General features: G+C 62.9%; 16 protein-coding genes and 6 pseudogenes. 16 read left to right on the top strand and 6 right to left on the bottom strand.

The genetic code is table 11. The annotated features are described in order from the left end of the window. The first annotated feature begins 129 nt into the window (after positions 1-129). Together ACVWWN_RS32685 and ACVWWN_RS32680 are read left to right on the top strand one after the other, a co-directional pair. Positions 130-1,107 carry an NAD(P)/FAD-dependent oxidoreductase gene (locus ACVWWN_RS32685; RefSeq protein ID WP_457147550.1) on the top strand — a complete coding sequence of 326 codons (978 nt, stop codon included), beginning with the start codon at positions 130-132 and terminating at the stop codon, positions 1,105-1,107. 346 nt (positions 1,108-1,453) lie between these two features. Continuing rightward, positions 1,454-1,736: pseudogene (locus ACVWWN_RS32680) on the top strand (transposase); the annotation flags it as partial. A gap of 120 nt (positions 1,737-1,856) precedes the next feature. Here ACVWWN_RS32680 and ACVWWN_RS32675 read toward each other — a convergent pair. Beyond that, positions 1,857-2,675, bottom strand: coding sequence for a hypothetical protein (locus ACVWWN_RS32675; RefSeq protein ID WP_457147549.1), 819 nt, complete (start codon positions 2,673-2,675; stop codon positions 1,857-1,859). 829 nt (positions 2,676-3,504) lie between these two features. Between ACVWWN_RS32675 and ACVWWN_RS32670 the strand changes: the two genes are divergently transcribed. From ACVWWN_RS32670 to ACVWWN_RS32630, 9 genes and pseudogenes are all read left to right on the top strand, one after another. After that, positions 3,505-3,834, top strand: coding sequence for a hypothetical protein (locus tag ACVWWN_RS32670; protein WP_457147548.1), 330 nt, complete (start codon positions 3,505-3,507; stop codon positions 3,832-3,834). 59 nt (positions 3,835-3,893) lie between these two features. Then, complete coding sequence (locus tag ACVWWN_RS32665; protein WP_457147547.1) at positions 3,894-4,415, top strand: hypothetical protein; 522 nt, start codon at positions 3,894-3,896, stop codon at positions 4,413-4,415. Between the two features lie 412 nt (positions 4,416-4,827). Next, positions 4,828-5,784 carry an alkaline phosphatase family protein gene (locus ACVWWN_RS32660; RefSeq protein WP_457149363.1) on the top strand — a complete coding sequence of 319 codons (957 nt, stop codon included), beginning with the start codon at positions 4,828-4,830 and terminating at the stop codon, positions 5,782-5,784. 1,903 nt (positions 5,785-7,687) lie between these two features. Beyond that, positions 7,688-9,041, top strand: a pseudogene (locus tag ACVWWN_RS32655) (IS1380 family transposase). Between the two features lie 408 nt (positions 9,042-9,449). Next, entirely contained in the window at positions 9,450-10,532 is a 1,083-nt protein-coding gene (locus tag ACVWWN_RS32650) for an IS630 family transposase (protein WP_457142590.1), read from the top strand. Positions 10,533-11,034: 502 nt separating this feature from the next. After that, a pseudogene (locus tag ACVWWN_RS32645) lies at positions 11,035-11,271 on the top strand (DUF1801 domain-containing protein); the annotation flags it as partial. A gap of 54 nt (positions 11,272-11,325) precedes the next feature. After that, entirely contained in the window at positions 11,326-12,294 is a 969-nt protein-coding gene (locus ACVWWN_RS32640) for an EamA family transporter (RefSeq protein WP_457147546.1), read from the top strand. 51 nt (positions 12,295-12,345) lie between these two features. Continuing rightward, positions 12,346-12,897, top strand: coding sequence for a CGNR zinc finger domain-containing protein (locus ACVWWN_RS32635; protein ID WP_457147545.1), 552 nt, complete (start codon positions 12,346-12,348; stop codon positions 12,895-12,897). A gap of 714 nt (positions 12,898-13,611) precedes the next feature. Beyond that, the gene (locus ACVWWN_RS32630) at positions 13,612-15,018 is read left to right on the top strand and encodes an FAD-binding oxidoreductase (RefSeq protein WP_457147544.1); all 1,407 of its coding nucleotides are present in this window, start codon (positions 13,612-13,614) and stop codon (positions 15,016-15,018) included. 344 nt (positions 15,019-15,362) lie between these two features. Here the strand turns inward: ACVWWN_RS32630 and ACVWWN_RS32625 are convergent, their stop codons facing one another. The 3 genes from ACVWWN_RS32625 to ACVWWN_RS32615 all read right to left on the bottom strand — a co-directional run bounded on the left by ACVWWN_RS32625 (position 15,363) and on the right by ACVWWN_RS32615 (position 16,611). After that, positions 15,363-15,488, bottom strand: a complete 126-nt coding sequence (locus ACVWWN_RS32625) for a hypothetical protein (RefSeq protein ID WP_457147543.1) — start codon at positions 15,486-15,488, stop codon at positions 15,363-15,365. 81 nt (positions 15,489-15,569) lie between these two features. Continuing rightward, positions 15,570-15,839: a hypothetical protein gene (locus ACVWWN_RS32620; RefSeq protein WP_457147542.1), complete on the bottom strand. Its 270-nt coding sequence runs from the start codon at positions 15,837-15,839 to the stop codon at positions 15,570-15,572. Positions 15,840-15,909: 70 nt separating this feature from the next. After that, positions 15,910-16,611: a MoaF C-terminal domain-containing protein gene (locus ACVWWN_RS32615; RefSeq protein ID WP_457147541.1), complete on the bottom strand. Its 702-nt coding sequence runs from the start codon at positions 16,609-16,611 to the stop codon at positions 15,910-15,912. A 906-nt stretch (positions 16,612-17,517) separates the two neighbouring features. On the opposite strand from ACVWWN_RS32615, the pseudogene ACVWWN_RS32610 reads away from it, so the two are divergent. The 3 genes and pseudogenes from ACVWWN_RS32610 (at position 17,518) to ACVWWN_RS32600 (ending at position 20,065) form a co-directional block, all read left to right on the top strand. Next, positions 17,518-18,938: pseudogene (locus tag ACVWWN_RS32610) on the top strand (IS30 family transposase). Positions 18,939-18,976: 38 nt separating this feature from the next. Beyond that, a pseudogene (locus tag ACVWWN_RS32605) lies at positions 18,977-19,280 on the top strand (transposase); the annotation flags it as partial. A 215-nt stretch (positions 19,281-19,495) separates the two neighbouring features. Next, complete coding sequence (locus ACVWWN_RS32600; protein WP_457147540.1) at positions 19,496-20,065, top strand: VOC family protein; 570 nt, start codon at positions 19,496-19,498, stop codon at positions 20,063-20,065. A 790-nt stretch (positions 20,066-20,855) separates the two neighbouring features. Here ACVWWN_RS32600 and ACVWWN_RS32595 read toward each other — a convergent pair. After that, positions 20,856-21,887 (bottom strand): iron-containing alcohol dehydrogenase, encoded by a 1,032-nt coding sequence (locus ACVWWN_RS32595; protein WP_457147539.1) that lies wholly within the window; start codon positions 21,885-21,887, stop codon positions 20,856-20,858. Positions 21,888-22,282: 395 nt separating this feature from the next. On the opposite strand from ACVWWN_RS32595, the gene ACVWWN_RS32590 reads away from it, so the two are divergent. Both ACVWWN_RS32590 and ACVWWN_RS32585 read left to right on the top strand, forming a co-directional pair. Then, positions 22,283-22,927 carry a MarR family winged helix-turn-helix transcriptional regulator gene (locus ACVWWN_RS32590; protein WP_457147538.1) on the top strand — a complete coding sequence of 215 codons (645 nt, stop codon included), beginning with the start codon at positions 22,283-22,285 and terminating at the stop codon, positions 22,925-22,927. 766 nt (positions 22,928-23,693) lie between these two features. Continuing rightward, a complete protein-coding gene (locus ACVWWN_RS32585) occupies positions 23,694-25,313 on the top strand; it encodes an FAD-dependent monooxygenase (RefSeq protein WP_457147537.1) in 1,620 nt (539 codons plus the stop codon). A gap of 422 nt (positions 25,314-25,735) precedes the next feature. On the opposite strand, the pseudogene ACVWWN_RS32580 reads toward ACVWWN_RS32585, so the two are convergent. After that, positions 25,736-26,246, bottom strand: a pseudogene (locus ACVWWN_RS32580) (acyl-CoA dehydrogenase family protein); the annotation flags it as partial. Positions 26,247-26,336: the final 90 nt, after the last annotated feature.

The following is a 26,336-nucleotide window of genomic DNA, read 5'->3' as shown; positions in this document are numbered from 1 at the left end:
GATGGAGAGGGTCTCGGACAGGACAACGCCGTGTCCCGGTTCTCATCGTGGGGCTGCGGGCCGTCCCGCTGGTAGCCGATGGTGATGATCACATGAGGTCTGGCTGTTCCCTGGGGGAATAAGTAGCCCATGGGTGTGGAGAGGGAGTGCAGCGTCGTCGGAGGTGGCCCGGCCGGTCTGAGTGCTGCGCTGGTGTTGGGCCGGGCGCGTCGGCGAACGTTGGTGATCGACGCCGAGGCGCAGAGCAACCGAGTGTCCCCGGTTATCGGAGGGCTGCTGGGGTCTGACCAGGGCCCACCGGCAGAGTTGTATGCCGCCGGGCCACAGGAGTTGTCGTCGTATCCGAGCGTGGAGTATCGGCGAGGCAACGTTGCCGGTGGCCGCCGTGTCGACAATGGCTTCCTGCTCGAGGTGGATAGCGGCGAGCATATCCACGCGCACCGGGTGCTGCTGGCGACCGGCATGCAGTATTGCCCGCCCAAGCTGCCCGGGCTGGCCGAGCTGTGGGGGACATCGGTATTTCAGTGCCCGTTCTGCCACGGCTGGGAGATGCGCGGTCAGCGGTTGGCGTCGCTGGCCACGGGGGATGAGGCGGTGCATTCGGCACTGATGCTGCGGGGGTGGACCGATGACGTCGTGTTGTTGACCGACGGGCGTAGTGATCTAACGTCTGCCGACGAGCACGCGCTGCGGTCGGCCAACGTAACTGTTGATGATCGTCGGGTCGTCGAATTACATGGCTCCGGCCGTCATTTGACCGAGATTGCCTTCACCGACCGCACGCGGATGGCACGCGACGGGCTGCTGGTGGAGGCGCCGCTGCGGCAGCGGTCACGGCTCGCCGAGCAGCTGGGCGCGACGTGCGGCCCTGGACCGGTAGCGGCGGACGCCGTTGCCGTCGACCAGATTCATCGAACGAACGCGGACGGGGTGTTCGCAGCGGGTGACGTCTGCACCGAGCAGCCGCACCTGGCGGGCGCGATCGCCGCGGGCTCGCAGGCGGCGATGATGATCGTGCAGAGCCTGCTGGCCGATGAGTGTGTTCCCGCATGGCGAAGTCATCGACGATCGGCCACCAGCGGTCGGGTGTATTCGCGCATGCGTTGACCGATGGTGCGATCCGCGTGGCCACGGGCCAGGTTGGCGAGCATCCGGCAACATTTGACGAGTCGTATGTCGCCGCGGTACTCGTAGAGGCGGTGGTGATTGAACCAGTGAACCCATGCGGCGGTGACCACCTCGACATCCTCGGTGGTGCGCTACGGCTTGCGGGGTTTGATCAGTTCGCCGACACATCCGTAATAAGCGACCGATCGCGGATCTCAATTCGCAGCCAAGGCACCCCGGAGAGCGGGGCGAACATTCCCGGTTAGCGACCACAGCGCAAGGCGATCTAGCCACACCCGGCCCTCCTGGGCCGACAACAGTCTTACGGAGGGTGATCTGATGGGCCCTGAACCGCTCCGCGGTCGGCACCCTCGTCGAGCGGACCAGCCGACTCACCGCGCTGCTACATCTGCCGCGTAAGGGCGGCTACCGCACAGCCACAGCGGTCAAGAAACGGGCCAGCGCTCTCGGGGTACGGATCGGAATCGGTACGCGACGCGCTTGCGGCTGCGCTGACACCATTACCGAAAAATCTGAGCAGGTCAGTGACGTGGGACCGGGGCAAGGAAGTGGCGCGTCACGCCGAGCTGACTGCAGCAACCAGCATCAGAGTGTACTTCTGCGATCCCTCCCACTCAGCCACTGACGGCTAAGACGGGCAGGTCAGGTACAGCGGCCCCGACACCTCACGAAAGACCCAGCAGGCCAGTCATTTGCGGGCCTGCTGGGTCCGGAGAGCCGTTACTTACTTATTTTCCGTGGTGGCCATCGTGCGCGCCGCGACCGGCATGGGAGCCGCCGCGACCGCTCGCGCCGACGCCCTTGTTAGCATCGGAACCGCCCGCATGCGAGGACGCACCAGCCGCGCGGTGTTTAGCCACGGACGTGCCGGACTGCGCCGTGCTCTTCACCGCCGACAAGCCCGTAGTACTGTGCCCGGCATTCGACGCCGTCGACGTTGAAGAAACCGTCGACGTGGAAGGGGCACTCGCCTTCCCAGTGTCAACCTTGGCGCTATCAGCCGTCGTCGTCTCACCCTTGGTGGTGTCAGCCGACGCCGTGTCACCCTGGGAGGCGCCCGGTTGGGTGGTGTGGCCGTGCGGGGCGTCAGTTTTTGTGGTGTCGCCCTTGACAACCGGATTGGCGTGCACTGCACCTTGCTTGGTCAGCGATTTCGTTGCCGCGCTGGCCGAGGACCCTGTGCCAGCCACAGCGCTGCTAGCAGGTGCTTGCGCAGCAGCAGCACTACCAGAACCGAGCGAGTCTCGAATCGCCGCGACATCCTCCTGCACACGCGCCATCGCGTCGGCGAAGTCTGCCCGAAGGCTCGCCTCGATGCTGTCCATGCCCATTTTGATGGCCCCCGGGAAGTCGGTTTGCCCCGTGGACAGCGCGAAATCAGCATTACTGATGTCGAGAATCACGTCGGCCATGGCTTGGTTCGCGTCGCCGAGAACATCCAACCCAATGTTGACGACAAGCGCTGGGGCGGCGATGATCCCGATTATGCCACCCGCGGCCGCGGTCGATGCCGCGGTCGATACTGCTGCGGAACGCGGTTGCACCACAGCGGCACCCGCCGCGGGCTGAGTGCCCCGGCTGGCGTGCACGGCGCGGGCAGCGTTGGCTAGCACGCTGAGAGTTTCCGTCTTTGCGTCGGGTGTACTCGCAGCGGCTGCCGCTGGCTGCGCAGCTGGTGATGCAGACGCCGAATCGCCATGCGCCATCTGCTGGACCTTCTCAGCGTCGGCCACAGTCTTGACCACCAAACCCGCGACCGCCATCTGGGCTTTCGGCAACGCTGTCTCAGCGCTTGACAGTGCGACACTCGCCGATGAGAAGTTCGGAAGATGGATGTGCCCCTGCGCTGCCATGAGACCGATCATCGCCGGTCCCGCCATCGCGGTAGCCAACCCAGCCGCCACATACGACCGCGCCGATATGCTCGTCACACATACTCCTCGATTGTTTTGGTTTCATTACGAATTCGAGATGGGAGCCAAACGCTGCCTCGAAATCCGATCTCTGCAGTCTTAAAATGTTGTTTGTCCCAAGCGTTTCCACAACGTAGACCACGACTGTCACTTAAGTTAACATTGCCAGCCTGAGCGATACGCGGAACACAGTGTCAGCTGCTCATGCTGTACCGGTGTGTAATCTTCACCACGGATGCATCACCGCCTAGGGCCGAAGCAGTTTCCGAAGTGGAGGGGAAACGCATCTCAGGACCGCCCCCGCCACGTGGCACGGATGGCTGCTCTTGCGGCCGCAGGTGGGAAGGCTGCACTGGCTGTCTTGCCGGGTGTCGCAAACACGGACACCCGAGTAGCGGGCCGACTCCGGACAAGTCCTGCAGCGTCGCTCAGAAGACTGCGGACACCAATTTGAGCACGTGGTATGGATTCTGGAGGAGAGCAAGGACTTTGGGCAGGTGAACGGTTCTCCGGATGCTCCTTCGTCAACATGCTCGCCGGATTATGCGGTGAGGCAACCAGCCATAAAGCGCCCTCGCATCCCAGCCTGCCCAACTACATCGGCATGACATCCGATTCCACGCAGGGGATTACCGAAGATGCGGAACCGTCGGCCTACCCGCTCAACGCGGACAGGATCTTTTCCCAGCTCAACGGCGACTGGCGGCCCCTCAACGAGTCGATGCGGACCAACTGCGATCAGCAGAGCGACGGCATTTACCTGGCGCGGCACAACCCGGCCACGTACTACTGACCGGCAGGGTTTCCCGGCCGTGTGCCGGAAGAATGATCACGCTTGACACGCCATCGAACGTGACGCCCGACCTCAGCGCGAAATCGACCGTCATCACCCCCAACGTGTGCGATGACATGCACACCGCCTGCTCCGGTAATGGCACGCCCATTGAAATACAGGTCGGCGGCACGTCCAGTGAAATGCAGACCGGAGGCAAGTACCTGTCCACCCTCATGCCGATGCTGATCAACAGCCCCCAGTACAAGTCGGGTAACACAGTCATCTTCGTCGCTTGGGAGGAGGGCGTCAGCACGGACAACCAGGTCCTCACCGAGGTGTGGCCGCCACCGCAAGTAGGCCACGCCACGGTCGAGATTCGCGGGCGCAGGTACCCGTGGTGGATGCGATGGGCACAATCCCCTCTGTGGGCAGCGTGGGTGGTCTTGTCTGCCTGGTCCGACCTGGCGGGCACGCTCGAAGCGGGCCGCCGGTTGGGCTGGAATTCGCGGCAGCCATCGGGCGTCTGCTGTCGACCGGGTGACTCTCGAGTGCATCCACGGCCGGGTTCCTGCGCCGCAGCGCCTAGCCCCCTAGCCTAGGTCCTGGACTCGACTAGCTCGGGCAGGATCTCGGCGAGTTGGTCCACCGACATGAGGTGCGTAACCCTGTCGAAACCGACCAGGGCACTGAGCGATTGATTGTTTCGCGTGATCGGCATTTCTGTTTGGCTTCGTTGCGTTGAGACTTCCCGAGGAACTGCAATCACCCCCTTCGGTGCGCGCTCGTCGGAAACCCGAGCCCTCTTGTGCGCGATTGGCGCTTCATGTCAATAGCACTAACACGGATGTGATGAACGAGACAAAAGATGCTGATGTGACTGGTGAGACAAATGTTAATGCAAGAGACAACTGCGATCTACGCTGTGGAAGCGACCGGGACAGAAGACATTTCAAGAATGCAGAGGGCCGGATTCGAGGAACCGTCCGGCTCCCACCTCGAAAGGAATTGGAAATGAAGACATCTCAGAGCCGCCACGGCCGGGCGGCACGGATGGCGGTTGTTGCGGCTGCAAGTGTGATCAGCATCCTGGCTGTCATGCCGGGCGTCGCAAACGCCAGCCCGCATAACCCGCCGACCCCGGACAAGCCGTGCGGGGTCTCGCAGAAAGACGCCAGCACCAAATACGACCACGTGGTGTTTATCTTGATGGAGAACAAGCCCTTGGCGCAGGTGGAGGGTTCTCCCGATGCCCCCTATATGAACAAGCTCGCCGGGTTATGCGGTGCGGGACACAACGACCACGGGACCACCCATCCCAGCCTGCCCAACTACATCAAACTGACATCCGGTTCAGACCAGGGAATCACCGACGACTCGAACCCGTCGGCACACCCGCTCAACGTGGACAGCATCTTCTCCCAGCTCAACGGTGACTGGCGTGGCCTCGACGAGTCGATGAAGACCAACTGCGAGCAGCAGAACGACGGCCATTACGCGGTGCGGCACAACCCGGCCGTATACTACGTGAAGGATAATTTCTCGGCCGTGTGCCAGCAGAAGGACATCCCATTTGCCTTGGGTGCCCACACGACGCCGGACCTCAGCGCGAAATTCACCTTCATCACTCCGGACACCTGCGATGACATGCACGACAACTGCGCCGGCACCGGCACGTCCGGTGAGGTGCAGACCGGAGACAAGTACCTGTCCACCCTCATCCCGGCACTTATCAACACAAAGGAGTACCAGGCGGAAAACACCGCCATCTTCATCACCTTTGACGAGGGCGCAGGCACTAACAACTCAGTTTTCACCGAGGTGATCGCACCGACGGTCGTCCCGGGCACCAAGGCGGACGATCCCTTCACGGATTACTCGCTGCTTCGCACCGCCGAGGACGAGCTCAGCCTTCCGCCGCTCGGCGCTGCGGCGACGGCGACCAGCATGCGCGACGCGTTCAGCATCTGATCCCGGCGCACCAGTAGCGGCGGGGCGACGACAGTCGCCCCGCCGCTCATGCGTCCGAGGCAGGGAGCGCATGTATCCGCCGGCGACACCCCGGACAAGTGCGACACTTTTGTGGTTCAGGACGTCTCATGCCGATCGAGGCGACGGCACGTGGATCAACACAAGCGTGACGAGTGCAAGCACGACATTGCGGAATGCGGGGCGGAGTCCGTGTTTTCAGCTGATCGCCACATCTGAAACTACTCTCCGCCATACCGATGAATCCACTTAAAGAACAGCAGGACAACCATTAACTGTCCGATGTGAAAAGGCCGCGCGCACTTGGCTTGTCCATTGTCCGTTCGAGGACCCACAACACCTCCGCGCCAACCAGTCCAATGGCCGCGGCCAACTCCCAGATTAGCAATCTACAAGTCTCGGCAGGGTGTCGTTGTATGCTGAACGTGTCCGAACGGCAAGCGAACTCGGTATTTCGTTGTGCTTGTTATGGCCGAAGGATCCGGTGATTCCCGTACATCTTAGACGAATAATCGGCAACTGGAGCCGCGCCACCAAACGGCGGGGAGACACGGCGAAGACTGCTGCGGGCTGATGGTCTGGCGGCGTGAGCGAAAGCGACGCGCCACGGAAGGATGCCGTTCGCCCACATGGTCGACTTCGTCCGCTACCTTGAAGGTAAACCCCTCGCCGGCGCAGACACGCTCCTCGCTGTTCCCGATCGCCAGTGAGAAGCGGCCGCAGAGGTATTGCCGATCCCCAGTCGCCTTCGCAAGTTGCAAATCGCGGAACGCCCCGCCCCTGAACCGCCAAAGCCGCCGAGGCGCTATTGCGGCGAGAACGCATTCCGACAGACCAACCGTGCAGCATCGAGGATTGCCTGAGTAGCGCCGCATTCAGGACGCGCTCGAAGCCAACTTGATGCGACGCCGACATCACCCGAAATTAGCGACAAGGTGGGATTGGCCGCTCGAAGGCTTTACCCACCCCCAGAATTGGCAACTGACGGAGTGTCTGACTTGCACCGTCCAGGCGCACTATCGCTTCGTCTATACCCTCGAGAAGAACAGGTACGGTGAGCCGACTTGCCGCGCCTGCTACTGGCGCGGCTGGGCGAACCACTCGCGACATCTCCAAGGAGCATGGGCGAACATACAACCCGTTCCCTTGGAGAAGCCAGGGCGATCGCTGAGGAACATGGGTTCGACTACCTCGGGCCCCTAACGGCTCCATCCCTTCCGGACGATCCCCACCACACACGCTGCCTTAGGTGCGGCAAGATGAGCGCTGAACGTGTGGGCGACATCGAGTTTGGCTGCCCAAGCACCTAAACCACCGACGCAATGTTCGTTGATTGGGAGAGTTATGACCACTGACCAGACACGTCCGGACCGGGGCCCTACGGGATATCAACGCCGCCGGTAAGTAAAAGGGTGTCGTATTGGGCACTTGCCGCGGCAGTGGGAATTGCGCTCGGGGCTCCGGCTTGGTCATCCCGCGAGCCGTCGCGGACGATTCGGTGTGTACTTCAGTGAGCTCAATACGGGTGTGCGCGCGCGGCCAGATTCTGTGTATTGCAAGACGGTCGACCCGCCGCGGGCAGTCCAGATGCACGTCACGGGGTTTTTCGTGCACGGGCGTAAAGCTGCCTTGGCGATGCAGCACAAGGGATCCCTACCCTTGCATATGGCCAGACGATGGCGTTGGGGCCATTCAAATGCTTGTCAGAGCAGAACGGCGTCACCTGCACGGTTGCCGCTGGCCGCGGATTCAGGATCTCGACTAGCCTCGATGTTTCGTGAAGGTGGCGGGTTGACTGGCGTGTAATGCACGGAAGTGCCTGTCCTGCTTGAGAAAATTGGCTTGTCTAGGGTCAATTCGCTGCAAGCGGGAAGGCACTCCGTAGGTGAAGGGTAGCCGGTGTGGTCAGTTTCGGGTGGAGTCGGGTCGCCAGTCGCTGATTTCGTCGACTGGTGGGTCACTGCTGTTGCAGACTGCGCAGGTCAGCAGCCTTGCTCGGGAGTTGTCCACGGCGTTGGAGCCCGGGCGGGCGGTGCGTTCGATCCACGATCCGGGTAAGACGGTGCTGGATGTGGCCGTCGCGATCACCCTTGGTGGTGACTGTCTGGCGGATGCGGCGTTGGTGCGGGCTCAGCCGGAATTGTTCGGTGTCGTGGCCTCTGATCCGACGATCAGTCGGCTCGTCGATGCGCTCGGTGATGACTCGGGCGCGGCGATCGCCGCGATCCGGCGGGCGCGGGCGGCCGCCCGCGAGGCGGTGTGGCAGCGGCGTGCCCGATCGCTTCTGCTGGTGAGGTGGTCGTCGATCTGGACGCCACCTTGATCGGGGCGCACTCGGAGAAGGAAGGTGCGACGCCGAACTTCAAGCGGGGATTCGGGTTTCATCCGATGCTGGCGTTCGTCGATCACGGCGTTGGCGGCACCGGGGAGCCGCTGGCCGCGATGCTGCGTCCCGGGCGGGCCAATGCCAGCGACGTCGCCGATCAGATCGCGGTACTCGATGCCGCGTTGGCCCAGTTGCCCGAAGCGGTGCGTCCCCGGGTGCTGGTGCGCGGGGACGCTGGTTCGGGGGTCAAGGAGTTCCTCTGGCACATCCACCACCTGGGCTTGTCCTACTCGGTCGGTGTCTACGGTCGCCAACCGGTGCTCGACGCCTTGGCCGCGCTACCGCGTCAGGTCTGGCGCCGAGCACTGGATGCCGACGGGCGTGCCCGCCAGGGCGCCCAGGTTGCCGAGCTGACCCGCTGGCTACCGGCGACCTTTGTCGGCCGGCCGCCCGGGATGCGGGTGATCGCCCGCCGGGAATGGCCCCATCCCGGTGCCCAGCTGCGCATCACCGATGCCCATGGCTGGCGCATCACCCTGTTCGCCACCAACACCACCGGTGGCCGTCTTGCTGACCTTGAGGTCCGCCACCGGATGCGTGCTCGCGCCGAGGACCGCATCCGCACTCTCAAAGACACCGGCCTGACCAACCTGCCGCTGCAGGCGTTCGGCACGAACGAGATCTGGCTCGAGCTGGCCGCCCTGGCCTAGGAACTGATGACCTGCACACAACTGCTGGCCTGGCCCGACCACCCTGCCCGCAGCCGGGAACCCAAACGACTACACCTGCGCCTGCTCAGCGTGGCCGCACGAATCATCACCACCGCACGCCGCCGCATCCTGCGCCTGAATGGCGATGGCCCTGGTCAGAGCTGCTGATCAGCGGTCAACGAAACATCGCAGCCCTCAACTGAATGCACAGCATCACTCCTTCGACCGAGGACCCTGGAGAACCCCCACGCCCAAATCACCCCACCGAAGAAAACCGACCCAATCCACCACGACCAGTCACCTCACGAAACATCGAGGCTAGGGGTATTGCAACGGCTGGCTAAGGCGTGTGCGACTTACCGAGACAGGTCAACATCACCCCGCAGATCACCTGCAACACAACGACAGCAACCCGCGCAACTGACGTAACAGACTCTCGTGACCTCGGCCTTCATGCAGACCACGGGTAACTTACTGGACGCGTCGGCACTATCTGCGAGGTCGGAAGGTTGTCGCGCTCGAGACCGAGACCCGTGCCCGTATACATCATCCCCGCCGTTCTAGTGGTGTGTCCTGTAATTAATTGATGATTCCTTGGTAGGCTTCACGCCATGAGGCAACCCGTTCCGGCTCTGTCGGTGTCTACAGGGCAGCGTGAGGTTCTCGAGTCGGTGGCGCGGTCGCAGTCCGCGCCGCATCGCGAGGTGGTCCGCGCGCGGGCGTTGTTGATGGCGGCCGACGGTCGGGCGAACACGGCGATCGCGGAATCGTTGTCGGTGTCGCCGGGGTCGGTCAGCAGCTGGCGCGCCCGGTTCGCCGAGGAGGGGCTGGTCAAGTTCGCCCAAGTCCGCGAGGGCCGGGGTCGCAAGAAGACGATCCCCCAGGACAAGATCGATGAGATCGTGGATCTGACACTGAACTACCGTCCCGAGGGCGAAACCCATTGGAGCTGCCGGACCATGGCCGCGGCTACCGGGGTGTCGAAATCGACTGTGCAGCAGGTGTGGTCGGCCCGGGGCCTCAAACCGCACCGGGTCGAGACGTTCAAGCTGTCCAACGATCCGAACTTCGAGGAGAAGCTGGTCGATGTCGTGGGGCTCTATCTGAATCCCCCCGAGAAGGCCATCGTCTTGTGCGCCGATGAGAAGTCCTCGGTGCAGGCGCTCGACCGCACCCAGGCATCGCTGCCGATGGTCAAGGGGCGGGGCGAGACGATGACCCACGACTACAAGCGCCACGGCACCACCACCCTGTTCGCCGCTCTGAACGTGCTGACCGGCATGATCATCAGCCAGTGCATGCCCCGGCACCGGCATCAGGAATGGTTGAAATTCCTCAAGAGCATCGACCGGCAGGTCCCCAAGGACCTGCAGATCCACCTGATCCTGGACAACTACGCCACCCACACCCACGACGATGTCCGCCAGTGGCTGGATAAACACCCCCGGTTCCACCTCCACTTCACCCCGACATCGTCGTCCTGGCTCAACCTCGTCGAACGCTGGTTCCGGGAACTGACCGACAAAGCGTTGCGGCGCGGGGTCTTCCACTCAGTGCCGGACCTCGTCGCCTCCATCCAGGAATACATCGACGCCCACAACAACGACCCCAAACCCTACGTGTGGACCGCCACCGCCGAGTCCATCCTGGCCAAAGTCGCACGCGGCCGGATCACACTCGAAAAAGTCAGCTAAAAGCAGGACACACCACTAGGTGGCGGCCGCGTCGACTTCAGGCGAGGCCGATGTGAATGGCTGTTGACGACTTCCGTTGCTGCAGAGCGCTCGTCACGGATCGCGGCGTACGCGCGGCAGCAATGAAAATCCCCTCGCGCGAACTGAACTGTTCACCTGAAACGACGCCACCTCTCGGGTGCTCGGGTGTTCGCGGTCGCCGCATAGCCGTACGACGGGCAGTCGTGCTGGCCGCTGGCTCGGCCGCCGATGGAACGGACTGCGGGCGAGGCTGGTCCAAGCCTGGGGTCGCCAGCCTCGGGTGGCATTCAGTCGGCCGCGTTGAGTTGATCGCGCGCTCGCGTGCGTCACGACGAGGCTCAACTCTCGCGCTTCTGAAAATGACACGAAGTTGAGACGAAGCTGGAATGACATCTTCGAGAGCTATACTGCTGCTTACGCTGCGGTGTAGCCGGCAACCCCTCAGAAATTGGTATCGGCGCAGAGTCACCGCTGGTGTGTAGGAGTTCCGGTGTGGTCGCACGCCGGAATGATCTGCACCGGAGAGACCGACAACGACTACGTGAAGCTGACGTTCGCCAAGGGCGCCACGTTGGCGGACCCGTCCGGCCGCTTCAACTCCAGCCTCGAAGGCAACACCAGGCGTGCCGTCGACATTCGCGCGGATGACGCACTCGATGAGTCGGCGTTCAAGGCGCTGATTCGCCGGGGTGGCACCGAACACGTGCTAGGTGCGTAAGGGGGGCAGAAGGCTGGTTGACGCATAACGGTATGCGGCCTACCGTAATGAGTCATGACCGCGGTGACTAATGACAGCTCGGGGGTGAGGCCGCGGCTCGGATCTGGCTTGATCTTCGCGCTGTCGTCCTCTGCAGCGTTCGGCCTCTCGGGCCCGTTGGCCAAGGGTCTGGTCGAGGCGGGCTGGACCGCAGGCTCCGCGGTCACCGCCCGCCTGCTGATCGCTGCCGCCGTCATGCTGCTACCGGCCGTGATCTCGCTGCGCGGAAGGCGGGGGCTGGTGCGGAAGAACCTCGGGCTGATCGTCGCGTATGGCGCGTTCGCGGTCACGGGGTGCCAGCTGGCGTACTTCAACGCGGTCAACTACATGGAGGTCGGGGTCGCGCTGCTGATCGAGTTCACTGCGCCCGTGGCGGTGATCGGCTGGTTGTGGTTTCGGCACGGGCAGCGCCCCGGCAGACTCACCATGGTTGGCGCGGTGATCGCCGCGGTGGGCCTCGTCCTCGTCCTGAATCTGGTCGCGGGAGCCCACGTCGAGCCGATCGGGGTGCTCTGGGCGCTTGGTGCGATGACCGGCGCCGCGGTCTACTGGCTGATCTCCGCCGACGAGGGGAACGGCCTGCCGCCGATGGTCCTCGCGGCGGGCGGCCTGACCTTCGGTGGAATCCTGCTGCTGATCGCCGGACTCATCGGCATCATCCCGTTCGCCGCACCGCGAACCGATGTCGCCTTCGTCGGTGCGACGGTGCCGTGGTGGGTTCCGATCGTCGCGCTCGGAATCGTCACGGCCGCCGTGGCGTACGTGCTCGGCATCGAGGCCAGTCGCCGGCTCGGTTCACGTCTCGCGTCGTTCGTCGGTCTTGCCGAGGTGCTCTCGGCGCTGACCTTCGCGTGGCTGCTACTGGACGAGGCGCCCGCGCCCGTTCAACTCGCCGGGGGAGTGCTGATCCTGGTGGGCGTCATCGTGGTCAGGCTCGGGGAGCCGCAAGTGGCACACCGGGATTGCGCGGTGGAGCCGGCCTGATGGTATTCCGTTCAGCACCAGCCGATTTGATGCCGGTGGTAACGTCCTAACATGCTGTTGACCCATGACACCGAGATGGGAATGCGGGCAGCGGTCACCCTCGTCAACTCAGCGGAGGAGCCGGACACGCTCGTCACCGTCGAACAGCTGGCGAACTTCTACAGGACGTTCGAGTACACGGGTCGGTTCGACGGCGATCAGGCTGAGCTGAGCGCAGTCCGAGCGTTGCGGCCCGTGCTCCGTGCCTTGCTGACGAGCACTCGTGACGAGGCAGTGGACATGGTGAACCGGCTTCTCGACGAAGCCGACGCGCGCCCCCGCCTGGTGCGCCACGGAAATGCCGACTGGCACCTGCATGCCGTCACCCCCAAGCAATCCTTCGCCACCCGCATCGTCGTCGAAACCGCCATGGCGATGATCGACGTCATCCGGCTCGACGAGATGAGTCGGCTGAGCGTCTGTGCGGATCCTGGTTGCGAGGGCATGGTGTTCGACCTGTCGCGGAACCGTTCCCGTAGGTTCTGCAGCACGGCATGCGGCAATCGGACGGCGGTGGCGGCATACCGGGCACGCCATAACACGGTGCCTGGCGCAGCTCCTTGACCTCTTTAGCGGCGTCGGTGTCCATTCCGCCGTAGGTGCTGTACAAGGTGGCCGGCGACATGCCCAGTGGCGAGTCCCCGAGCATGAGTCAACCCGGTTTTAGAGCTGGTCGCTGATCCCGCTCACCGCGGCCAAGGCATCGGCTGCGAGCTGGTCTGATACGCCGAACGCTGGAGTCGCAAGCAAGGCTCGACACGATGCGGCTCGAGGTGCTGGTGCCGCAGCAGTGGTCTCATCCGAGCAAGGAGTTCCTGGTGCCATGGTGTACCCGCGTCGGCTACCGCCCGGTGTGGACCGGGCAGTTCGAGGAGTGCTATATCCCGAGCTCGCGCCGGCTCTTGCGACACCCTGCGACTTTGTCATCTGTCACAAAGAGCTTGCCGACCTTGCCGTCCCGTGAGGATCGGGACAAGGTCATTGTTAGTCGGGGCCCCTCAACACTCACTTCCAACCGAGGGCGGATAAGCGCACACTTGGCTTTGGCGGGTTTTCGTGAAGCAGAACGCGGATCAGAGCCTCGCCCCGAGTTCGCTCTAACCGATTCCACACTGCCTTAGACCGGGGAAGTCGTCTCAATGAGTGCCGCGCGTCAGTTGTCACATGAAACCCTGAGCCACGATTTATACCGGCTCCCCATCGAGTTGGGCCAGTTGGCCTAAACCATGCCCGGCGGGCCCGGGTCATCGCAGCGTGGTGGCAGCGAGGAGGCTGTCGATGTCTGAGATTCGCGGTATCGACGGTATGTCGCGGCCTCTTGAGGCGAAGGACATCCGCGGGCTGGCCGGCACGTTGAGCGGTCCGGTTCTGGAGCCTGTTGATCCGGGTTACGACGAATCGCGACGGATCTTCAACGGGATGATCGATCGCAGGCCGGCCCTGATTGCCCGCTGCGTGGACGCCGCCGATGTGGTCACTTCCGTCAACTTTGCCCGCGCCACCGGCGTCGTTGTGTCGGTGCGAGGCGGTGATCACAGCACGGCAGGCAACGCGGTGTGTGAGGGCGGGATGATGATTGATCTCTCGCTGATGAAGGGGCTGAGGGTCGATCCCGAGGCCCGCACCGCCCACGCCGAACCTGGCTTGCGGTGGGCGGAGTTCGACGCCGCCACCCAACGGGACGGGTTGGCGACGACCGGCGGAACCAACTCCGATACCGGAATTGCCGGCCTGACCTTGGGAGGGGGTCTCGGCTGGCTGGCCGGTCGCTACGGGTTGGCCTGCGCCAATCTCCTCGAAGCGGAGGTTGTGACGGCGGATGGACAGCTGTTGCGAGCCTCTCAGAGTGAGAACCCTGATCTGTTCTGGGCGTTGCGGGGGGGCAGCGGCAACTTCGGGGTCGTCACGACCTTTACATTCCAGCTCCATCCCGTCGGACCGATGGTGGTGGCCGGCCTGGTGGCGCACCCGATGGAGCGGGCCGTCGATGTGCTGCGTTTCTACCGGCAGTTCGTGGAGACGATCCCTGACGAGATCAACACCATCGCCGGATTTCTCACCACCCCCGACGGCGTCAAGGTGGTGGTCGTGGCGGCGTGCCATTGCGGTGGCATCGACGAGGGGGAGCAGGCGCTGCGGCCCCTGCGCGAGTTCGGTGCACCCATACTGGATGAGATCGGCCCGGTGCCGTACACCACGTTTCAGCAGGCGCTCGACGCGAGCTTCCCCAGGGGTCGCCGCTACTACTGGAAGTCGACTCTGGTTCGCGAGCTGTCCGATGGCGCGATCTCGCAGCTGATCGAGCTGTTCGACTCCGTTCCGTCGCCGATGACTGCGATCCTGCTTCAACAACTGGGCAACGCGGCGAACCGCATCCCACCCACAGCAACCGCATTCGCCAACCGCGACGCCCGCTGGGACGGCGTGCTTCTCACCAGCTGGGAGGACCCCGCCGAGGACGCCACCCAGATCGAGTGGACGCGCGAGGCGTGGCGTTCGCTGCGACCGTTCTCGACTGGCGGGGTGTACGTGAACGGTGTTGCTGACGGCGACGCCGAAGAAATCAGTGGCGCGTTCGGCAGCCACTATGCGCGATTGGCAAATCTCAAGGCGAAGTACGACCCGACGAACCTGTTCCGCGGGAACGCCAACATCACCCCGAAGCCGACCGGGAGCCTCGGCTAAGTGCATGTGCCTCGTGGGCGATCGACAACAACACGCTGAGCGTGTTGATGCCGTAGCGATCCACCCCCGGAGACTTGGGGCGCGGGTCCAGCACTTTATCCAGCAGTCGCGCCTCGCCTCGATTACTGCGAAGGGCGCAGTGCCGCACCAAGCTTGGGAAGGGATTTGGGAACGAAATGCGGCGCAGGTGCCGAAATGGCGTGGAACGTGACGTGATGACTTGGACGCGCAATTCGTCGTGGGCTGCAAGCTTGGGACGCGGGAGGGGGCGTGAGACGGCGACTGGTTAGCTCAAACCCAGAGGTCGCAGGAGGGTCCGAGAAGATCGGAGGGGTTGAAGGCCGTCAACGAGTTGCCCGACGCTCCGCCCCCGTGGACGATGATCGCGATGCGGGCACGACGAACGCGACGATCTCCAGTGCCACCAGGATTCCCAGCACCTTGACGCTGAGGTCGCCGCCCAATGTCACGAGACAGGTCACCGTGGCGGGTGCGATGAACAGGATCACCCAGGAGGGAAGCTCGACTCCGAGCTTGTCGGCTATCAGAGATCAGGCGAAGACCCAGAATTGGGACCATAGCGCGGACTGCAAGGTGCCGTAGAACAAGATGGCGAGGGCGGCCCCGGCGGTCGCGGTCCGCGTGCCAAGGTCCTGGGCGATGTAGGCGACGAAGCCGCCGGCGTTGGTGATGTGGCGGCTCATTGCGACGTAATCAACCGAGAACACCACGAACAGCAGTGCCCCCAACAGGTAGACCATGAGCGCCGTGGCGCCTTGGGCGGAGAACACGATCGGTGATGCGCCCACGAGGGCCGCCATCGGAGCCATCGCGGCGACGACGAAGATGATCGCCCCCGCCCCGAGGTGTCCGGGCCGCAGGCCCGCCCGGTCAGAGGGCGACGGTGAAAGCGGCTGTGCGCCAGGATCTTCGCTGGAGGGTAATGCTTCGCGGTTGGACATTGACGACTCCGGGGTAGGGGGTGTGGAGCGAGGGTTTCTGGGCGGCTGTGGGAGCGGGTTGCGGTTCAGTGAGCGTGGATGGCCGACCGGGCCGGGCCTCGCTGATCGCGGGTGTGCGTTCGAATTCCTGGGCGCACGAGCCCATCGTGATGTTGACCAGCTCTCCGGTCACCTGATCGAGGGCGAACTGGATGCCGACCGTCCGATGTGCCGCCAAGTCGATGAGGACCATCCCCTCGATACCGAGGTTCTTCTCCAACCACGCGAACAGACAGGTGTTGTTGCGCAGCTTCCAGTAGGTAGAGCTTTCGGTGTCTCCGCAGCCCAGTTCGGTGCCTCCGACGCAGAACCAGGTGAACAGGTTCTCGTTGAGGTACACGTGGTCGTAGACGTCGCTGCTGCTGTAGGCGTAGCGCACGCGGCGGCCGATGAGTTCGTCGGTGACGGTGTGCGCGTCGTCCTGGGACGCTGCGGTGCCCGCGATCGTTCCCTGGAACCAACGTTGCCGCGCCAGATGGGGATCGGGCATCAGCCCCAGTTGGGCGATCGCACCGGTCACATGCCCGCCGGTGAGGTCGAGCGCGGCGCTGATGACGACGGGATGGTCTTCGACGGATCGTTGGCACGTCACCGGTACCACCCATCGACTCCGCGACGGACAGTTCGGATCCCGCGACCAGATGTGGAAACACATCAGCGCCCACATCACCTCACCAGACATCGACCCTGAAGTGGGGTCTGCTGCACGGATAGGTGACACCCGAGATCGCTTGCCCAGGATGGACGAGCTGAAAGGATGTCACCATGGCAAGGCCGTATCCGAAAGAGTTCCGCGACGACGTGGTGCGTCGCCCGCAACCGTGAGGACGGTGTGACGATCGAGCAGATCGCCGCCGATTTCGGAGTGCACCCCGTGACGCTGTCAAGTGGCTACGGCAGGCCGATATCGCCGGCGGTGCCGTACCGGAAGGACGACTGGGGAATCGGTCGAGCTGCGGGAATTGCGTCGCCGAAACCGGCTGCTGGAGCAGGAGAATGAGGTGCTGCGCCGGGCGGCGGGCGTGCAGGCTTACCGCGCCAACGCCTTGTTCGACGTCCACCGCGGCGACCCGGAGTTCGGCTACCGCTTCCTGGTCGCCGAGGCCGACGACGCTGGGCAGCCGATGGCCGAGCACACTGCCTGGCGGATCTGTTCCAGCAATGGCTGGTGGAGTGCGTTCAGGAAGCGCAAACGGGGTAAAAACGGGAAGGTCGGCCCACCTGTGCACGACGATCTGGTGGGCCGGAACCTCACCGCTGATGCGTCAAATCAGTTGTGGCTGGCTGACATTACTGAACACCGCACCGCTTGGGTTCCAGTAGTCGTTGCAACACTTCACGAAGGGTGGCGATGTTGTCGGGACCGAAGTACAGCAAGGAACAGAAGGCGCAGTTCTTTGAGCTGCTCGACAGAGATGGCAGTGTAAGGGCGGCCGCTGATGCGGCAGGGGTGAACGTCCATGCGGCATATAGCTGGGTCCGACAGGCCGGGCTGGTGATGCAGCGGCGTGCACCACGCAGGTACACCGAACAGGAGAAGGCCGAGTTTCTACGGCTGGTAGCGGAGCGGCTAAACATCTCGACCGCTGCTCGCGACACGGGGATTCATCGCCCCACGGCGTACGCCTGGGCGCGTAAGGCCGGGATCTTCACCAGTGAGGCCCGCAAGGTCAATCCGCGCCGGGAGGAGTTTCTGCGGCTTCGCTCCGAGGGGCTCACGCGGCGCGAAGCCGCCAGGAAGGTCGGTGCCGTAAACCGTTCGGCTACCGACTGGGACAAAGGCATCACGATCATCCATCGTGGCCGGGTCTACCCGGATGGTCGCATTGTGCGCGCTACCCGGAGCCGACAATCACAACCATGAAGCCTGCACGTCCCAAGCGCCACATCGGCGGCACCGTCGACTTGAACCGGGTTGAAAAGGTTATTGATCCGCGTTACTTGAGCCTGCTCGAGCGCGAGCACCTCAAGGACCTACACTCGACGGGTATCTCGATCCGCAAGATCGCGGCCGCGATGCAGCGGGCGCCGTCGACGATCAGCCGAGAATTGAAGCGCAACACCGTGTCCAAGTCCGGGTACCTTCCACACACCGCGCATCGGTTGTCCGCGCAGCGCCGGATTCGCGAGCGCCCGCTGAAAGTGCTTGCCAGCACTGAGCTGCTGGCCTACGTCAAGGCCAAACTGAAGAAGAAGTGGTCGCCGGAGCAGATCAGCAATCGGCTGTCCAGAGACTTCCCTGACCGGCCGGAGATGCAGGTGCGCACCGAGACGATCTATCAGGCGATCTACGTGCATGCCCGCGCTGAGCTCAAGCGCGAGTTGGTGAGCGGGTTGCGTCGCGGTCGCGGAGTCCGTAAGCCGCAGAGAAGATCCGATGCGCGTCGGCCCCGGTTCGTCGACCCGATGAAACCAATCAGTGAGCGACCGGCCGAGGTTGGCGATCGCGCCATCCCGGGCCATTGGGAGGGCGACCTCATCATCGGCGCCAACCAAGGATCAGCGATCGCCACTTTGGTTGAACGGTCCAGCCGCTTTGTGATGCTCGGGCTGGTTGGGCGCGACCGCAGCGCCGAGATTGTTCGTGACACCCTCATCACGACCGTTTCCCGGCTGCCCGAAACGCTGCGCGGCACGCTGACCTGGGACCAAGGCGCCGAGATGTCAGAGCATCGCGCATTCACCGTCGCGACCAACATGGATGTCTATTTCTGTGAGCCGGCGTCTCCCTGGCAACGCGGCAGCAACGAGAACACGAACGGGTTGCTGCGCCAGTACTTCCCGAAGGGACTTGACCTGTCGCATCAGTCCGTCGAGCATCTTGAGGCGGTCGCCGACGAACTCAACACCAGGCCACGAAAGTCACTCGATTGGCAGACCCCAACGGAACGTCTTGCTGCTTTAATGAACGCGTCATAATGCCGACCGTTGCAACGACTGCTGGAATTCAAGCCGGCGAAGGCAAGCTCTACGTCTGTGCGATCAAGGATGTGTTCTCCAACCGCATCGTCGGCTACAGCATTGATTCCCGGATGGAATCTCGGCTAGCCATTACGGCGTTGGTCAGTGCAGTCGCTCGACGCGGTGACTGTCGCCGGGCGCGTGCTTCACAGCGACCGCGGCAGCCAGTTTCGGAGCCGGAAATTCCTCCATGCCCTCGGCCGCTACGACATGGTCGGGTCGATGGGACGCGTCGGCGCTGCGGGTGACAACGTAGCGATGGAGAGCTTCTTCAGCCTGCTGCAGAACAACGTCTTGGATTTCGTCACAATCCACCATTACGTCACAACGAAACGTGGACATCGGACTAGAGGCTAGTGGCACTAAGATGTTGGGATATCGAAGAACTGGCCGTCACAACCATCTGTTTAACACGTCACTAAAGTCATTGATGCAACAAGCACATGCATATAGTGTTAAGGCGAGCCGAAGCAGGTCCCGCAGATGAGATACGGATCAGTACAAAGGAGAATTGCATGCGCGTACGCACAACGGGATGCCACCACATGGCTTTCGTCACGAACAACATGGACGAGACGGTTAAGTTCTACAACGGGATCCTCGGATTCCCCGTCGTCGTTACACTGAGCTTGCCCAATCCTGACCCCTTTCCTGGCGCAGTACCGGGTAATCTTGGTGGCAGTCGGCACTACTTCTTTCGCATCAGCGAACAAGACACGATCGCGTTCTTCGAGTTCCCGGATGTCGTTATACCAGCGGATAACTCACTCTTGGGCGCCGGCAACCATCTCGCGATGACGGTACCGTCCGAGGGTGAACTACAGAAGGCCAAGAACCACCTCGAGGAGAACGGTATCAAGATCAAGTCGGATCTTGATCACGGCTTCTGCCACTCGCTTTACTTCGATGATCCCGTCAACAACATCGCGCTGGAGTTCGCGACGTGGACTCACGCGTGTGACGAGGAGGAACCATTCCTGCAAGATCCCAATCCGGTGCCAGCAGCGATGGAGGCAATCGGCGCAGAGCGTTACCGTCGCTATCAGCTCAGCTACACCCCCGATGGTCACGGCGGGGAACGCTGAAAGCAGGGTCGGCACGGCCCCGGTCGGTTGCGACTGACTAACTTTGGCGGGCAGCCTGGGGGACCCTGTGGAACAACGGATTGTTCTGCAGGGTCCCCGACTTCTTGGCTGCAAGCTCCAACCCCCCGTCAGTCTGCACTCCCAACACCCCCGCCGGCAGGTCGGGTGCCACCGCGTCCGCCGACTATCACTGACCACACCGCGGCAGTGTCTGATCGCGACTACGACCACCGTTACGGCAGTGTTGGAATCCGAGTTGGTATGAGCGCGCGGCTTCGGCCTGCCGCGTGGTGTCGAGCTGGCCGGCACCGCAAGCAGCGGCAGGCCGGTGCTCACGGCGGCCGCCTTGCCTAGTCCGATCGCGCTTCCACCACCGATCGTGATCGGGATGTCAACGTCACGGTCGTGCGCCGCATCGGTCGCGCGCTGTGCGAGCGCCGCCGCGCATGCTGTCGGATTTGCCTCCAGGCCAGCGCCATACGCCCTGAGGGCATTTCCTGCGCCTGCTACGTCGCCGGCGCGTGGCGATTCAACGCGATCAGCATCGTGCGATTTCTCCCCAGCAGATCCAGCTCTCGTCCCAAGTTGCTGAATGAACCCCATGAACAAGATTCGTCCGGACTGTGTCTCCCTGCAAAGGCGGCTAGCATGCCGGTGACTTCAACAAAGGGTTTCGCAGGACATCGGGGCTCGCGAAATTCCCGCCGCGCGGCCGCACGGCAATGCCACCGTTGTCGTAGGCCATCAGTGGCGGCCCCTTTCGTGCAAGGTGAGTCTCGAGTGCGCCGGTTCAACGTGGGCTGGAATGGCAATCATCTGCGTCGAGGAGCGATCGCAAGATCTCTACATCCACCATCCCGGCGAGATCAGGCCGGGCCGCCCACCGGTCGGTGAGCGTCGCGAGATCGGGACTTGGGCAGACCTGGTCGAGTTCGACTGCGAAGCCCAGGCTCCGCGCAAATTCGCGAATCAGATCGGGTGTCTTGCCAGGACTGCCCACGTTGCGCCCAGCCGCGACGTTTCGTCCGATCTTGGGCGCTAGGCATGCCACCAGGGCGCCATGGTTGCTTCCGTGGACCGCACCCAGTTCTTCAGCGAGCAGCTGAGCCGACCCCGGGCCGGTAGCTTCAAGAGCGCGGCCAGCGAGATGCGCGCCCTGAAATGATTCAATCCGGTCGTCTTCGTGCGCCCGTCCATCGACCAACCGTGGAAGTGTCTTCCACAGCAAGTTCAGACCACGTTCGGCGTCACAGGCCTTGCCGCTACTCCCACTGGCCAGGACTTCGAGGCACGCGCCGATGGCGCTCATTCCGCTCGAGGCCAGCACTGGCCTTGGCACCGTTACCAGGAGGTTGGGATCATAAACGACTGCGCGGACTGCCGCCCGCGTTGACCAACCAGACTCCTTGCCGAGCTCGGTGGTGACAAGGTAACGCGTGGTCATGTGAGCGCCACTCAAGGTGGTAGGAACCGCGATCCATGGAAGGCCTAGCGCCAACGCTATGACCTTGGCGTATCCAGCGCTCGAGCCGCCCCCGATAGCAATCACGGCGTCCGCGTGTACCTCTTGGGCGCATGCCACGGCGAGGTTCGCTTGCCAGGCTGGAACGTGCGTGACCGCATCGTTGAACGAGCCACTGACCCGACCGCTAAGTAGGGTTTTGATTCGATCGGCCAGCGACGTATTGCCGTGGCCCAGGACCACGAGTGGACTGTAGAAACCGAAGTCGTCGACAATGCGGGGTAGTTCCTCGATTACCCCCGCCCCGGAGACCACATGTGGTGAGTGTGGTGGTTGCTTGTCGTCGGCCGTTGCCGCCATTGCTACTCATGCTCCTCGGTCACGCGGGTCGCCGGACGGCCCCGTCGGCCCGTGATCAAGGACATCATCCGGTGCATCGAATTCCTCTAGCTGGAGTTGGCGCACCCGCGGGTGTACGCGTCCGAGCAAGGCTGTGCCCTCAATACCCCGAGCTGTCTATTGCTGGCTTGTCAAGTTCAAGCGCTTACTGCGCTCACACTAGCGCGAGCTGATTGCCGCGTCAACGAATATGGGGGGCCTGCGCCCTAGGATGACGCCTCCCTTACGCGCTAAGAACGATATTCGACGCACAACGGAGCACCACGCGTCTGTGACGAAACGTTAACCTTCGATGCCTTCGCGGGCGGCTGTAAGGCTGCTATTGAAAGGATGCGACCGTGACGTAATGTGGTTGAGTGGATCTTTCGTCACAACCGCACCGAACGGTCGTCTCTACTTGCTTGTCATGCCAGAAGGCGCTCGAAGTGCGTCAGCGGGGCCGCCCACCTCGGTACTGCTCACAGGCATGCCGGCAAGAGGCTTACAGAGACCGTCAGCGCAACCCCGTGTCGAAGGAGTCCGGCCCGAAGAACGAGCGACTTCCCGAAGGGCCTAAAGTGCCCCACTTGAGTAGGCGCCAATTGCGAGCCTGGCGTGGGTTTCTCGAGACGCGGGCTGCTCTGCTTCCAGCCTTGGAGGCGGACTTGAGGAATCGAACGACTTTATCGTTGAGCGAGTTTGACGTCCTTTACCAACTCTGGCGCAGGCCTGAACACACTTTGAGGATGACCGATCTGGCCCGCGCAGTATTGGTAACTCCGAGCGGAATTACCCGCATCGTGTCTCGTCTCGAACGCCGGGGCATCGTTGAAAGGAACAGCGCGTCTGGAAGGCAGGCCGTGACCACCCGGTTGACGGCGCTTGGCGAGAAGGAACTGCAATCTGCAATGGACGTCCACTTTGCCGGCGTGCATAGGTTATTCATCCGGCACCTGACCAGCTCCGACGTTGACCGCCTAGATGAGCTGTGGGAGCTGATCACCGGCGCGTGCTCGCAATGATCACCTGGCTAGGTCTCGTGATTCGCGAAGGCCAAACGCCTGAAGCCCACGAGGTTGGCTTGGTTGCATCCATGCATCGTGTCCCTTTAGCCAGTTGAGCGCACTACCGCTTGACCGCGGCCAGTCGCCGGCGGACCGCCTGCCCGCTGGGTTAGTCACGGGTCCCCGGGCTCGTGCTGTGCGCGGCTCGGAGGTATACCTGGACTCCAGAGTCACTGGACCGAGCGCCTAGGTCTCGCCCTCGGATGCTAAGGACCGCCGCCACCTCAATTTCGCCATAGCCGGGGACCAAGCTCAGGCGAGGCGGCGATCAGACCTGCAGCGCATAACTCAGGTGAGTCCATGGCCGTGACGAAAGTGTCTCTGCACGGATTAAGTCACACGTATCGTTTAACGATGGGTACCGTGATAACGCCGTGCTGCCTTGGATTTGACGATCCATTGGCAACTTGCAGCATATTCACAGTTGTTGACAAGACAACTCGGGCGCGCTTAATCTCACCGGCGTCACTCACCGGCGGAGGGGCGAGACAGTCACTTCAATTCACATCAACTGCTGGCTCGGCGGTTTCCCCATTGATGCCAGCTCGCCCGCGTAAACGGTGGCGGCGCTTCCCATTAAGTCGGTCAGGGGGCAGTGCGTTGGTTGCGAGTAGGTCAGCGCGTTCGCGTGCCCTCCACGCAACCCCTCAGTGTTTCCCGACGGGACTTCTGGCAACTCGTGGCCTGCCCGAGGCCGAGGCAACGAAAGTGAGAACGAAAGCACATGCATAAAGAGGACGGCGTGGCCATTATCGGTGCCGGGCCAGTAGGTCTGATTGTCGCGCACGAACTGCTCCGCAGGAACGTGCCTATTCGCCTTGTCGAGAAGCGGCCGGGACCGTCACACACGACCCGGGCCTTCACGCTTCACGCGCGTTCGATGGAAATGTTCGAGCATATTGGCGTCGCTCACCGCTTGGAAGAGGTGTCGCTGCCATGTCCCGGCAACGTCTACCACTTCGAAGGGCTCTCTGACGACGAAAAGCCGAGGACGGACTTCAGGAAGCTGTCGACACGATACCCCTTCTACTACAAAATCAACCAAAATGATTTCGAGCAGGTCCTTCGCGAGCATCTTCGCGCTCAATACGGAGTCATCCCCGAATACGGCAGCGAATTAACCGACCTCAGCCAGGATGCCGAAGCGGTGAAAATATCAATTGCTGATAGTCGAAGCGGTCGAACGGAAATGGTGGCCTTCGATTGGGTCGTCGGCTGCGACGGCGTTCGCAGTCGAGTTCGAGACAAAGTCGGGATTCCCTTTCACGGCGAGCGACTCGGCGTCATGGCCATGATGGATGTTGAGATTGCGGACTTCCGATATGACGACAGCTGGGTGAATTACTTCATCGGTGACTCGGTCTTCATGTTGGTCACTCGGCTGCCCGGCAATTTGTGGCGCGTCTATCTGAGCGATGCGGGCGCGATGACCCAGTCGGATGACCCACGACGATCATTTCAGGAAGTCGCGGATGCCATCGGAATCGGAATGCGGATCGGTGAGCCACAATGGGCCTCACAATGGGAGATTCGAGATTGCCAGGCAGAGTATTACCGGAAGGGGCGCGTTCTGGTCTGTGGCGACGCCTCACACGTTCACTCCCCGGCGGGTGGCCAAGGAATGAACGGATGCATGCAAGACGCATTCAACCTCGGATGGAAGCTGGCGTCCGTTTTCGGTCGCGTAGCACCGGACTCACTGCTCGACACGTATGAAACCGAGCGGCGACCGATCGGCGCTCAGATCACCGCGGGCGCGAAAGCGACACATGACCTCATGATGGCGTTTGGTGAAGGCATGGCCGACCGGATCGCGATTACCCGTCAACCGGGATGGCAGGATCGCACAGTGGGTCTGATTTCGGGGTTGGCGCACAACTATCGAGACACCGTCGTCGTACCGCCTGTAGAGCGTGTGCCTGGACCACAAGCAGGCGACCGGGCTCCCGATGCTCAGTTGACTGTCGATCCAAGCAAGCGGCTCTATGACGTCCTGCGCCATCCTGGGTTCACACTGTTGCTGGTGCCTCGCACGGGCCGACCAGCCGATGTTGATCTGGCGCGGGATGCCGCGACTGCTGCCGTAGAACGCTACGGTCACCAGGTGCAACCCGTGCTTGTTGCACCGGCCGGGGGGCAGGGTTTCGACCAGGATCACACGGTGGCGGACCAGCTCGGTGAACTGGCCCAGCGCTATGCGATCGACTCTGACGACGCTCGCGTTGTTCTGATTCGACCCGATTTGTACGTCGGCGCCCACAGCGTCCTCGAGGATGCCGGTCGAGTCGTTGATTTCATCGAGACATGGCTGACTTCAGCGCAATCCACGAAAACGCTGCTTTGATCCAGTGAACCCTGGCGGCGCCACAAGAAACGCGTACCCGGCGCTACCGGAGAGTTCGCCAGCCCGCACGGTGCACTGAATTGATTCCCCGCCACGCGGTCCATGTCGCAACGTCGAATGGTCGCGTCCGTCAGCACGATGATCGGCTCACCGGAGCGCTCAATGCCATCGACAAGACAGTTGGCAAGCGCAATTGGCCGGCGGCGGCTCCCTCTGCGCGGGATGTCCGCCGCGGTCACGCTTCGTAGTGATGCCACCCCCGGCGGGGTGGTCGGGCTGCTCAGTGGCGTGAGCGATATGCGCTGCTGTGCGCCCACTGGCGCCGCATCGCCACCCGCAATGACAAGTACGCCTGATAGTCCTCGGCGCACTCACAGTCGCCGCCGCTCGTCACCTGCCACCGCATCGAAAAGCTAACACGCTCAGAGGGTGACGACCTCGTAGCCGCCGAGTTGGCCAGCCAGTACGTGCCGCCGATCCCCGCCGGAGGCGAGCGTGTGCTCGATGGCCGTCAGCCGCGCCGCGTAGTGCCCCACTGGACACTCGGCCGTCATCCCGATACCGCCGTGCAACTGGATGGCCTCCTGGCTGATGTGCCTGCCGGGCAGCCCGATTGCAGTTTGGCCCGCGCCGCGAGCACGGGTCGAGGTCGCCGTCGGCGATCGACCTGGCAATCTACATGCTCATGCTGGGCGCAGTTCGAGTGAGGGGCGTACATATCGACGGCGCGCTGCGTGAGCGTCTGGAACTTTCAGGGTGACACCGAACTGTCTGCGGCTCTTGAGGTAATCCGTCGTCAGCCGCAGCCACCTCTCCCATCGCGCCGAGCGCATCGGCGCACAGCGCGGAGTGAACCCGCACCAGTGCCCAGGAGATCGCCTCGGACGCGCCGCCACCGTCGCCCAGCGGTTCGTCCGCGGCGCTGTCGAGCTCACCGGCATGCGCCGGCGGCTGGACTGTTGCTGACGAGATCTTGGGTGTTCTTCGATGACCGGGCGGTACTAGGCGTCGAGGACGGGCTGA

Source organism: Mycobacterium sp. URHB0021, from assembly GCF_054057895.1.
Note: the sequence above shows the minus strand (reverse complement) of the source record. Positions and strands in the feature narration are given on the sequence as shown.